The sequence below is a fragment of the Pseudomonas eucalypticola genome, from assembly GCF_013374995.1.
In the GTDB taxonomy this organism is placed as follows: Bacteria; Pseudomonadota; Gammaproteobacteria; order Pseudomonadales; family Pseudomonadaceae; genus Aquipseudomonas; species Aquipseudomonas eucalypticola.
In genome coordinates this window covers 3,330,243-3,342,246 of the sequence record NZ_CP056030.1, presented here as the reverse complement: position 1 = coordinate 3,342,246, position 12,004 = coordinate 3,330,243, and the positions used below count along the sequence as shown (strand labels likewise).

Below are 12,004 nucleotides of genomic sequence, written 5' to 3'. Positions count from 1 at the left end.
GTTGTAGGGGAAGTGCAGCGGTGTCACGCCAGGGTGAAGGCTGTACGAAAACGCTCAAGCGCCAGGTGCGGATCACCGCTGGCCCAGCCTTCCAGGCCAACCACGCCCTTGTAGCCAATGCCATGGAGGGCACGGGCGATGGCCGGGTAGTGGATTTCGCCGGTACCCGGTTCCTTGCGGCCGGGCACGTCTGCCACCTGGATCTCGCCAATGGCACTGCCGGCGCGCTGGATCAGCTCGATCAGGTTGCCTTCGCCGATTTGCGCGTGGTAAAGGTCCAGGTTGAGCTTGAGCCAGGGGCTGCCCACTGCCTCGATCAGCGCCAGGGTATCGGCGGCGCGGGCAAAGGGCACATTGGGGTGGTCGACGGCGGTGTTGAGGTTTTCCAGCAGGAATACCTTGCCCGCGGCCTCGCCCAGGCGCGCCACCTGCTCCAGGGTCTTGCAGGCTTGCAGCCACAGGGGCCCGGTGACCCGCGCCACTGGCCGCACGGCCTGGCCCTGGTTGTCCAGGCCGGTGCCGTGCAGGTTGAGGCTGGGGCAGCCCAGGTGCTCGGCCACGCCGAGGGATTCGCGGGCACTGTCGAGCAATTGCGCGATGCCCTCGGCTTCGGTGAGGTTACCGGTGAGGTAGCCCGTCATGGACGTGAACGCGGCGCCGGTCGCGGCCAGGGCAGTGATGTCCTTGGTCGACCAGTCCCAGATTTCGACGCTGAACCCCAGGGCATGAATGCGCCGCACGCGCTCCACGAAAGGCAGGTCCAGGAATAGCATTTCGGCGCTGGCGGCCAGGGTAAAGGGTACGTGGCTCATGGCAGGCTCCTCACAGGTCGACGGGTTGGCCGCTTTGCACCGAGGCAATGCAGGCGCGGGCGATGGCCAGGGCGGCGCGGGCGTCCTCGCCGGTGGCCAGGGGGCGTGTGCCATGGCGCACGCAGTCGACGAAATGGTTGAGCTCGGCCATGTAGGCGTCGCGCAGCAGGTCGGTGTCCTGGCGCAGGGTGTCGGCCTGGATGCCGCTGGCCAGGTAGCGCACCAGGCTGCCGTCGGCGACGCTGCCCAGGCTGAGCATGCCAGCACTGCCGAACACTTCGCCACGCACGTCATAGCCGTACACCGCCTGGAAGTTGGCCTCGGCGGTCGCCAGTGCGCCGTTGTCGAAGCGCACGGTGACCACCGCAGTGTCGAGCAGGCCCTGGGCCTTGTACTGCGGCGCCACCAGGGCGTCGGCCACGGCGTAGACCTGCACGGCGTTGGCGCCGGGGTTCAGGTAGCGCAGGGCGTCGAAGTCGTGGATCAGGGTTTCGAGGAAAATCACCCACTGGCCGGTGGCGGCCGGGTTGTTCAGTGCCGGGTCGCGGGTCAGCGAGCGCAGCAGTTGCGGTGTGCCGATGCGGCCCGCCAGTACATCCTCATGGGCGCTACGGAAGCTGCGGGCGAAACGCCGGTTGAAGCCGACCTGCAACACCACGTGCGCGTCGGCTGCGGCGGCGATGGCACGGTCAGCCTCATCGAGCGTGATAGCCATGGGCTTTTCGCAGAAAATGCCTTTGCCGGCGTGGGCGGCGCTGATCACCAGTTCCGCATGGCTGCGGGCCGGGGCGGCGATCAGCACGGCGTCGATCTGCGGATCGTCGAGCAGTTGCTGCGGGTCGTTGTAGACGCGCGATACCCCGAGCTGCTCGGCCAGGCGCGCGGCCTGCCCGGGCACCGGGTCGGCGATGGCGTCGAGGCTGGCGCCGGGAATGTGCCGGGCTGCGGTATGGGCGTGAAAGCTGCCCATGCGGCCGGCACCGATCAGGCCGAGGCGGATATTCTGGCTCATGCGTGTTCCTTGTTGTTGTGGGTTGCGGTGCATTGAGCAAGCCCTGTGCCAGGCATTCTTGTTGTTGCAAATCAATGGGTTGCACTTGTTCTGCTAAGGCGCGGTTGTTCATTTCCCGGACATGTCTACGCTGACATGTCAAAAACAATGACAATCGCGAGGCCCTGAATGGACACCGGATGCGCCGCTGAAGATCTTGAATACCTGGCCGCCCTGGGCGCCGCCGCGCTCAGCCAGCCCGTCGACCCCATCCTCCCGGCGTGGCGCGCTTGCCGCGATGGCCAGGCGCATCGCCCCCAGGGTGTGCGGCCCCTTATCTGGGCCTCCTGGCGGCGCAGCCTGGCGGCGGGCCTGGACCCCGACCATGCGCCGTATCGCTTTGTGCCCGCTCAGGCCATCGAAGAGCGGCTGCACCACCATCGGGCGCTGATCCACACCGCCGCGCACGTGATGCGCGGGCTGTTGGCCTACAACCCCCGCGGGCATGTGAACCTCACCGATGCCTCGGGCGTGACCCTGGCGTTCTGCGGTGTCGACCTGACGCCCATCGGTAGCCAATTGGCCGAGGCCGTGCAGGGCACCAATTGCACGGGGCTGGCGATCCTCGAAGACCGGCTGGTGTACGTGCTGGCCGAAGAAAACTTCGGTACCTGGCAACGCCAACGGCGCATGCATTGCGCGGCCGCCCCGGTCCGCGACGCCGCCGGCAGAACCCTGGCGATACTGACCCTGACGGCGGAGCCGGGCTGGTTTCACTTCCACACCCTGGGCACCGTGCAGGCGGCCGCCGAGGCGGTCAGCCGCCAGTTGGTGCTGCAGGCCTTGCTGGCCGAGCAGCGCACGGTGCTGGAGGTGCTCAACGAAGGGCTGGTGGTGCTGGATGGCGACGGTGCCATCAAGGCCCTGAACCGGTATGCCCGGCAGTTGTTTCACGTTGACGAGGGCCTGCTGGGGCAGCCCTTTGCACGCTTGGGGAGCAGCGAGCTGAGCCTGGCCAGGCTGCGCACCATGGGCGAGCCACTGCGTGACCTGGAGTGCAGCTTCGAATTACCGGATGGTGGCGTCCTGGCGTGCCTGGTGTCGGTCTGCGCGGTTGAGCAGGGTGGGCAGATCATTTCCCTGCGCGAGCAGCGCCGTACCCGGGATATCACCCGGCGCATGATGGGTACCCAGGCGCGCTACACCTTCGACAGTTTGCTCGGCACTTCCCAGGCGTTGCAGGATGCCGTGCGCCTGGGCCGAATCGCCAGCCGCAGTGACGCCACCACCTTGATCCTGGGCGAGAGCGGTACCGGCAAGGAGCTGTTTGCCCAGGCCATCCACAATGCCAGCGACCGCGGCGGCGGGCCGTTCGTGGCGGTCAACTGCGGTGCCATTCCCCGCGACCTGGTGCAGAGCGAGCTGTTCGGTCATGTGGAGGGCGCCTTCAGCGGTTCGGCCCGGGGCGGCGCGGCGGGTAAATTCGAGTTGGCCGACGGCGGCACCATCTTTCTCGACGAAATCGGCGACATGGCCTTCGATGCCCAGGTGAGCCTGCTGCGTGTGCTACAGGAGGGCGAGGTAACGCGGGTGGGCGGGCGCAAATCGTTGCCGGTCAACGTGCGGATCATCGCCGCCACCCACCGCAACCTGGCCCAGGCGGCAGCCGAGGGTGCCTTTCGCGAAGACCTGTATTACCGCCTCAACGTGCTGAGCCTGACCGTACCCCCGCTGCGCATGCGTCGCGAAGACATCACGGTGCTGGCCACGCACTTCCTCCAGCGCTGCGCGCGCAGCCTGCGCAAGCCCTTGCAGGGCTTCACCCCAGCGGCCCTGGAACGGCTGGTGGCCCACCCTTGGCCGGGCAATGTGCGCGAGCTGGAAAACACCGTGGAGCGGGCGGTGAACCTGGCCGCTGGGGAATGGTTGCAGGTGGTGGATTTGCCTTTGGAATTGAGCGTGCCGGGGCGCAGGGCCGTGCAGGACATGGGTGAAGCGATGGGGTTGAGCGGGCATGAGCGTCAGGCGATCATCGCCGCGCTGGAGGAATCCGGGGGCAATATACGGCGGGCGGCGCAGCGCTTGAAGGTATCGCGGGGCGGGTTGTACGTGAAAATGGAGCGGTTGGGCCTCAGTGCCAAGGCGTTTCGCCCGTAGCACTGTGACGGCACGTGTTGCAGCACAGCGTGCGGGCGAAGGAGGCCGCGCGGCCTGGCAAGTGGTCCGCGTTGCCTTCTTCGCTGGCACGCCAGGCGCGCTGTTACAGCGCCATGTCAGCCGCGGGGTTGCTGGCTGGCTTGGCCGGGGTGGCCTGGGGCTGCGGGGCAGCGCTCAGGTCGATGGCCGGTGGCGGGTTGAGCTGCAGGACCTGGCTGGTGTAGGTCCATTCCTGCATCACGGCGGCCGGGTTGTCGTTCAGCTTGGTGCCGTAGCTCGGGACGATCTGGTGCAGTTTTTCCTGCCAGGCCGGGGTGGCGACCTTGTCCTTGAAGACCTTCTCCAGCACGCTGAGCATGATCGGCGCGGCCGTCGAGGCACCCGGCGAGGCACCCAGCAGGCCAGCGATGCTGCCGTCCTGGGACGCGACGATCTCGGTGCCCAGTTTCAACACGCCGCCCTTGTCGGCATCACGCTTGATGATCTGCACGCGCTGGCCGGCTTGCCACAGGCGCCAGTCTTCTTTCTTCGCATGCGGGAAGTATGCTTTCAGGGCGTTGAAGCGGTCGTCGTCCGACAGCATCAGCTGACCTGCGAGGTATTCCACCAGTGGGTACTGTTCGATACCGACCTTGGTCATCGGCCACACGTTGTGGGTGGTGGTGCTGGTCAGCAGGTCCAGGTACGAGCCGTTCTTCAGGAACTTGGTGGAGAACGTGGCGAATGGGCCAAACAGGATCACGCGCTTGCCGTCCAGCACGCGGGTGTCCAGGTGCGGTACCGACATGGGCGGGGCGCCGACCGAAGCAATGCCGTAGGCCTTGGCCATGTGCTGCTCGGCCACGCTGGCGTTGTCGGTGACCAGGAACGAGCCACCCACCGGGAAGCCAGCGTAGTCACGGGCTTCGGGAATGCCGGACTTCTGCAGCAGGTGCAGGGCACCGCCGCCCGCGCCGATGAACAGGAACTTGGCGTCGGTACGCGACTCGCTACCGTCCTTCAGGTTCTTGTAGGTCACGCGCCACGAGCCATCGTCGTTGCGGCTGATGTCTTCGACTTCGCTGGACAGCTTCAGGTCGAAGGTGGACTTGGTCTGCAGGTGGCCGACGAACTGGCGGGTGATCTCACCGAAGTTCACGTCAGTACCGATCGGGGTCCAAGTGGCGGCGATCTTCTGCGAAGGGTCGCGGCCTTCCATCATCAACGGCACCCATTTCTTGATCTGCTCCGGGTCTTCGGAGTACTGCATGGGGCGGAACAACGGGCTCGCCTGGAGCGCGTCATAGCGCTTCTTCAGGTACTTGATGTTGTCGTCGCCCCACAGGAAGCTCATGTGGGGGGTGGAGTTGATGAACGAGTGCGGGTTCTTCAGCACATCGTTCCTGACTTGCCACGACCAGAACTGGCGGGATACCTGGAAGGACTCGTTGATTTCAACGGCCTTGGAAATATCGATCTTGCCGTCCTTGCCTTCCGGGGTGTAGTTCAACTCGGCCAGGGCCGAGTGGCCGGTACCGGCGTTGTTCCAGCCGTTGGAGCTTTCTTCGGCGACGCCGTCCATGCGCTCGACCATCTGCATCGACCAGCTGGGCTCCAGCTCATTCAGCCAGATGGCGAGGGTAGAGCTCATGATGCCGCCACCCACCAGCAATACGTCGACCTTCTTGGTGTCGTCGCCGTGGGCGGGCATGAAGGCCATGGACAGTGCCACGCCCAGTAATGCCTTATTCATTTTATTCAACTTCTTTACCCCTGTATTAAAAACGCCTCCGCGTCCGGTCATTGCCAACGAGCAGGCGCACTTCGACACGCACGGTTACATGCACGCGAGGCCAACGTTGGATTGCCGGGCCGTGGGAGCAAGGAAAGATAGTTAGCTATCTATTCCGGGTTATGTCCCGCCGGTGCCGATTTATTGTTAATTATTGGTGACAGCTGCCAGGGGCACTGTTATGACACGCCGCCAAGGGCGTGATATTGCTAGCTGTATTGCTACAGTTTTTCTTGCCATATGCGACAGATCGCCGCGCGGCATAATACCTTAGTCTCATAAAAAATGTTTCATCTTGTTAGACAATCATGCCTCCCGCGGGCCACTGGGCGAGCCAGGCCTCGAAGTCGGCGACCGGCATCGGCCGGGCAATCAGGTAGCCCTGGCCCACATCGCAACCGGCCTGGCGCACGAACTCATATTGTTCAGCCGTTTCGATCCCCTCGGCGGTCACGCGGAATTTCAAGGCGTGGCCCAACTGGATGATCGCGCGGGTAATCGCCATGTGCGTGGGGGAGTGCGGCAGTTCCTGAATGAAGGCGCGGTCGATCTTCAGGTTGTCCACTGGCAGCAAGTGCAGGTACGCCAGCGACGAGTACCCGGTGCCGAAATCGTCCACCGCCGTGGTCACGCCCATGGCCTGCAACCGGCCCAGCACGCTGCGCGCCAACTGGCGGCTTTCCAGGAACAGGCTTTCGGTCACTTCCACTTCCAGCAGCCGTGCCGGTAGTTGGTAGCGTTGCAGCGCGCGGGTCACCGTGTCGGCGAAATCGCTGCGCTCTATTTGCGGCACGGCGACGTTCACGGCCACGTGGCCGTCGAAACGATCGTGGTCGCGCCAGGCGCGCAGTTGCGCACACACCTGGTCCAGCAGCCATTCGCCCATGGGCACGATCAGCCCGGTGCGCTCGGCCAGCGGGATGAAGTCAGCGGGGGATACCAGGCCGGCGTGCGGGTCGCGCCAGCGCAGCAATGCTTCGGCGCCCGCCAGTTGGCCGTCGGCCAGGCTTAGCTTGGGCTGGTACCAGACCTCCAGCTCCTGGTTCTCCAGCGCGCGGCGCAGGGCGTGCTCAAGGCTGACGCGTTCCTGCATGTGCTGGGTCATGTGCCGCTGGTACACGCGGTAGTCGTTTCGGCCGCCTTCCTTGGCCGCGTACATGGCCGTGTCGGCGTGGCGCAGCAGGGCGTCGGCGGTACTGCCGTCGGCGGGGTACAAGGCCAATCCCATGCTGGCGGTGATCAACACGCGGCTGCCTTCCAGGTCGAAGGGCTCCTGCAGGCAGGCCAGTAGTAGCGGCAGGCGGCTGATGACTTCTTCTGGCTGGCGGTGGACAGGCATCACGAACGCGAACTCGTCGCCCCCCAGGCGCGCGACCAGGTCGCCGGGCCGCAGGTTGCGTTGCAGGCGCACCGTGGCTTCCCTCAACAGCAGGTCGCCGGTGGGGTGGCCCAGGGTGTCGTTGACGGTCTTGAAACCGTCCAGGTCCAGGACCAGCACCGCCACGTGCCGGTCGTGGGGCATCGCCAGGCGGATGGCCTCACTCAGGCGTTGGTGAAACAGCACCCGGTTGGGCAGGCCGGTGATGGCATCGTAATGGGCCAGCCGTTCCAGGGCAGCCTGGGTTTCCTTGAGCCGCGTGATATCGTTGGAAATGCCCAGGACCCCCAGCAGGTTGCCATCGGGTGTGCGCAGCGGACACTTGGTGGTGAGGTAGGTGATCGCCCGGCCCTGGGCATCGTGGTGGATGTCTTCGAACCGCCGGGACTGGCCGGTGCTGAGCACCGCCGAGTCATGAACGTTCTGTTGGCGAGCGTCGGCGGGGACCATGAAGTCGTCCCGGCGCTGGCCCGTCAGTTCGCTGCTGGTACGGCCCACGACCTGTTCGTAGAGCTGGTTGCACAGCACCAGCCGCCCCTGGGGGTCGAACATGTAAATCAGCGAGGGGGCGTTGTCGACGATGGCCTGGAACAGGGTTTTCTGGCGCAGCAGCTCGGTCTCCGCTTGCCGGCGCTTGGAAATGTCGCGCACCACCGCGAAGGTCACGGGCTCGCCTTCCAGGTCCAGAATGCTCAGCGTGACCTCCGCGGGGAAACAACGCCCGTCCAGGCGCCGGTGTAGCCACTCGAAACGCTGTACGCCCATTTCGCTGGCGGCCGCCAGCAGCGCAGCGGCGCGCACCGCCGACGGCGTGCCGTCTTCCTGCAGCGGTGGCGACAGGTCCAGGGGGCTGATGTTCTTGAAGGCCGCGGCGTCGCTGAAACCGAATGCTTCCAGCATCGCGGCATTGGCCTGGCTACTGAAGCCGCGCTGGTCAAGGATCCATACGGCATCGGGCGAGCGCTCGAACAGGCTGCGAAACCGGTCTTCGCTGCGCGCCAGGGAGGCGCGGATAATGGTCTGGTCTGCGATCTGGCGCTTGAGCTCCAGGTTGCGCTGCCGTACCAGGCGTTGGCTGATGCCCAATTGCACGGCGAGCATGGCCAACAGCACGAGTGCCGCGACACACGCGGCTACCAGCGGGGACTGCGCTGCCTGTTGCCAGCTTTCAACGGCGGTCAGCGCCAGCAGGCCGGTGAGCAAGGTAGCCGTTATCAGCAGGTACCGGGTACCGGGGGCACGTAAGGAAGGCGTCCAGCGAACTTTCTGAATTGTCTTTTTTATCATCGAATGCCGGTCTGTCGAGTCGAGTGATCGACTCCTTGTCCTGGAAGCAGGATCCCTTGTTCACCCGTATCGACAGGTTGGCGCGAGAGTTGAGGGGGCGAAGCGAAAACCGGACGAAGTGCCATCATTGATCCGGCAGCTTGCACTGGTCGGGGGGGGCGCCGACGTGCAAAATGCACGGTATTGCCTGGGCGAGGCCCCCGAGTTCGTTGGGCTGCGTTAAACCTGGCCGGTTGGCCCGAACCCTGCAACGTTCGCTGGGAGAACAGTCGGGGCTGCACCCCGAGGAGGTCACCGTGAGTATCATCTGTCTGATCAAGGGCTGCGAATGGCTGGCATGCGCCCCGCAAACACTGGGTTCGGCGCCCATGACCTGTGAACGCTGCGAACGTTGCGGGGCACTGCGGTACCACAGTGTGTTGGCGCCCTAGGGGCCCACGCGTCACGGGTGGACGGCGCCGGAGATGAAAACTCGGTCAGCTTCGCCCATTTGACATGAAATCTGCCGCGCGCGGGGTTACGCTCCAGAGCCCCGCCCTGTGAAATCGGATACTCGCGCGCATGCTTGCCCCCGCTGATGGTTTGCCCAGCCACAACCGCATTCCTGCTGTCTTCGCTTTGTCCCTCGCCGTCGGCATGGCCACGCTGGACACGGCTATCGTCAACACCGCCTTGCCCACCTTGGCCACCGGGATCGGCACCGACTCTGCGTCGGTGATCTGGGTGGTCAACGCCTATCAGCTGGCCATGGTGGCGACGATTCTGCCGTTCGCCTCGTTGGGGGAAGTGCTGGGGCACCGCCGGGTGTACCTCGGCGGGTTGATGGTTTTCCTGTTGTCGTCACTGGTGTGCGGGCTGGCCTGGTCGCTGCCGTCGCTGGCCATTGCTCGGGTGGTGCAGGGCCTGGGGGCGGCGGCGATCATGAGCGTGAACACCGCCTTGCTGCGCTTCATCTACCCGGCCAACAGGCTGGGACGGGGCATGGGCTACAACTCGCTGGTGGTGGGGTTGGCCTTCACCCTGGGGCCCACCGCCGCGTCGGCCATCCTGTCGGTGGCCAGTTGGCACTGGCTGTTCCTGATCAACGTTCCCCTTGGCGTACTCGCCGTAGTACTGGCGTACCGCAACCTGCCCGACATCGAACGCGCCGGCCATGATTTCGACCGCGTGGCCGCGCTGCTGTGCGCAGGGTTGTTCGGCTGCCTGGTGCTGGGCCTGGGCACCACCGTGCATGGGGAAAATGCGCTGCTGACGGCGACCGAACTGGTGGTGGCCCTGGTGTGCGGGGCCTTGCTGATCCGCCGGCAGGCGGGGCACCCGGCGCCGATGCTGGCCCTGGATCTGTTCAAGCGGCCGCTGTTTGCCTTGTCGTCGGCCACGGCAATCTGCGCGTTCAGCACCCAGGGGCTGGCGTTCGTCGCCTTGCCGTTCCTGCTGCAAAGCGTGCTGGGTCACAGCCAGGTGGCCACGGGTTTCCTGATGACCCCCTGGCCGGCGGTGGTGGCGTTGACCGCCCTGGTCGCGGGGCGCCTGGCGGACCGTTTCTCACCGGGGTTGCTGGGGGGGATCGGCCTGCTGGGGTTGAGCCTGGGCATGGCCTCGCTGGCGCTGTTGGGCAGCGGCGCATCGGCGTTCGATATCGGTTGGCGGATGGCGTTGTGCGGTGCCGGTTTCGGCTTCTTCCAATCGCCCAACCTCAAGGCGTTGATGACCAGCGCACCGGCGCACCGCAGCGGGGGCGCCAGTGGCATCGTCGCCACGTCACGGTTGCTGGGCCAGACGCTGGGGGCGTCGTTGGTGGCCTTGTGTTTCCACGCCTCACTGGCCAGTGGGCCGCAATGGGCACTGTGGTTGGGGTGCGTGTTCGCCCTGGTCGGCAGCGTGGCCAGCGGCGCGCGGGTGTGGCAAGTGGGCGGAGGGTTTCGCTGAAACGGGCGTGATCCCCTGTTGGCGCACAGCACCACCGCTGGCGCGTAGCAGCGGACCCGGCCGCGTCAGGTACGCCGCGCAGTGCCGGACCTACCGCGTACGCTGCCAACGCGGCCAGGTCCGCTGCTACGGGGTGGGGCGCCGGGGGCTGCGCGCCAGGTAATCGCTCAGGGCTGGCGCCGGATGGTCGCCGGTGGCGAGGGCCACGTAGCCGTCCGGCCTTACCAGGTACAGGGCATGGCGCGCCAGGCCAGCCTCGCCATGCTCCGGGTGCCAGTCGAACACGTGCAGGCGCAGGCCTTCGGTGGCGCATACGGCCTGCAAGTCCTTGCCCGCCTTGCCGTACACGTGCACTTGCCATTCGAGGGTCTGCAACGCGGTGAAGTTATCCCGGCCGCCAGCGTTTACCCAGGGCAGCCGGTCGCCCCCATGGACATGGCCGGCGGCGCCGTCGCTGAGGGCGCTGTGACGGTAGTTCAAGGTCAGCTGCGAGACGGTACGAAACAACCACTCGCGCACCGCGCCCAAGGCCAGGGCCCTGGGAATCAGCAGCGGCGCCAGGCGCGTACGCAGCAGGTCGGCCACCGGCCCCTGGGCCGTGGCGAAGGTAAAGACGCGATCGGTAGTGGCCACCAGTTGCCGAGCGAAGCCGATGCGTTCGGGCTCGTAGCTGTCCAGCAGGGTTTCATCGGCGCGCCCGGTGATCACACTGGCCAGCTTCCAGGCCAGGTTGATCGCATCGCCAATCCCCGTGTTCATCCCCTGGCCCCCCGCCGGGCTGTGCACGTGCGCGGCATCCCCCAGCAGAAAGGTGCGCCCCACGCGAAACTGCTCGGTGACCCGGTGGTGAACGCGGTAAGTGGAGAACCAGTTGAGCTGGTCCACCTGCACCTTGAGGTGGTCGATGGCGCGGCGGCTGATGTCTTCCAGTCGCAGGCTTTCGGCGCGGGCGGCGCGTTCGTCGCGCACGGTGCCGATCAGCCGGGCGCGGCCGTTGCCGGCCAGCGGGAACACGGCCAGGAAATCGGCTTCATCCAGGTCCACGTGCAGTTCGCCATTGAACGTCGGCCCCTGGCCTTGCACATCGGCGACATAGAACACCTGCTGGTAGGTGCCCCCGGGAAAGCCGCTACCCAAGCCGTGGCGGACGGTCGAGCGAGCGCCGTCGCAACCGGCCAGGTACAGGGTCTCGGCGGACTCCAGATGGCCGTCGGGGTGTAGCAGTTGCACCTGTACCTGGTCGCCCTGGTCGATGAAACCGCGCAGTTCGACGCCGCGCTCAACGCTGATGCCCTCGGCCCGCAGGCGCTCGATCAGGAAACGCTCGTGTTCATCCTGGGGGAATATCTGCAGAAAGCCGTAGGGGGTCAGGCCTTCGCCGATGCGGGTCAACGGCAGGTGCGCGACGGGCGCACCCTTGACCCACAGGTTGATGGCCGCCACGGTGTGGCCATGTCGCAGCACGTGGCCGGTGAGATCGAGTTGCTGGTACAGCTCCAGCGTGCGTGCCTGCACGGCCAGCGCACGGGAGGTAGTGGCCGGCTGCCGGTTCAGGTCGATGATACGCGGGCGCACCCCCTGGGCCACGAGCCACAGGGCCAGGACCAGGCCGGTGGGGCCGGCGCCGACGATGAGTACGTCGCTGCGGTGCATGGGGGCAAGGCCTCGTTGTTGGCGGC

At 66.0% G+C, this 12,004-nt stretch carries 8 protein-coding genes; 3 read left to right on the top strand and 5 right to left on the bottom strand.

Going from position 1 to position 12,004, the window contains the following annotated elements; genetic code table 11:
- Nucleotides 1-23 precede the first annotated feature (23 nt).
- Nucleotides 24-812, bottom strand: coding sequence for a TIM barrel protein (locus tag HWQ56_RS14980; RefSeq protein WP_158158283.1), 789 nt, complete (start codon nt 810-812; stop codon nt 24-26).
- A 10-nt stretch (nt 813-822) separates the two neighbouring features.
- Nucleotides 823-1,824 carry a Gfo/Idh/MocA family oxidoreductase gene (locus HWQ56_RS14975; RefSeq protein ID WP_158158284.1) on the bottom strand — a complete coding sequence of 334 codons (1,002 nt, stop codon included), beginning with the start codon at nt 1,822-1,824 and terminating at the stop codon, nt 823-825.
- Between the two features lie 168 nt (nt 1,825-1,992).
- On the opposite strand from HWQ56_RS14975, the gene HWQ56_RS14970 reads away from it, so the two are divergent.
- Complete coding sequence (locus HWQ56_RS14970) at nt 1,993-3,960, top strand: sigma-54-dependent Fis family transcriptional regulator (RefSeq protein ID WP_176571005.1); 1,968 nt, start codon at nt 1,993-1,995, stop codon at nt 3,958-3,960.
- A gap of 103 nt (nt 3,961-4,063) precedes the next feature.
- Here the strand turns inward: HWQ56_RS14970 and mqo are convergent, their stop codons facing one another.
- Together mqo and HWQ56_RS14960 are read right to left on the bottom strand one after the other, a co-directional pair.
- Nucleotides 4,064-5,692: a malate dehydrogenase (quinone) gene (gene mqo, locus HWQ56_RS14965; RefSeq protein ID WP_176571004.1), complete on the bottom strand. Its 1,629-nt coding sequence runs from the start codon at nt 5,690-5,692 to the stop codon at nt 4,064-4,066.
- A 337-nt stretch (nt 5,693-6,029) separates the two neighbouring features.
- Nucleotides 6,030-8,396 (bottom strand): putative bifunctional diguanylate cyclase/phosphodiesterase, encoded by a 2,367-nt coding sequence (locus HWQ56_RS14960; RefSeq protein ID WP_176571003.1) that lies wholly within the window; start codon nt 8,394-8,396, stop codon nt 6,030-6,032.
- A gap of 296 nt (nt 8,397-8,692) precedes the next feature.
- Here HWQ56_RS14960 and HWQ56_RS29250 point away from each other — a divergent pair, with 296 nt between their 5' ends.
- Together HWQ56_RS29250 and HWQ56_RS14955 are read left to right on the top strand one after the other, a co-directional pair.
- Entirely contained in the window at nt 8,693-8,827 is a 135-nt protein-coding gene (locus HWQ56_RS29250; protein ID WP_280634409.1) for a PSPA7_2676 family Cys-rich small protein, read from the top strand.
- A gap of 130 nt (nt 8,828-8,957) precedes the next feature.
- Complete coding sequence (locus HWQ56_RS14955; RefSeq protein ID WP_176571002.1) at nt 8,958-10,325, top strand: MFS transporter; 1,368 nt, start codon at nt 8,958-8,960, stop codon at nt 10,323-10,325.
- 126 nt (nt 10,326-10,451) lie between these two features.
- Here HWQ56_RS14955 and HWQ56_RS14950 read toward each other — a convergent pair whose 3' ends face one another.
- The gene (locus tag HWQ56_RS14950) at nt 10,452-11,978 is read right to left on the bottom strand and encodes an FAD-dependent monooxygenase (RefSeq protein ID WP_176571001.1); all 1,527 of its coding nucleotides are present in this window, start codon (nt 11,976-11,978) and stop codon (nt 10,452-10,454) included.
- Nucleotides 11,979-12,004 lie beyond the last annotated feature (26 nt).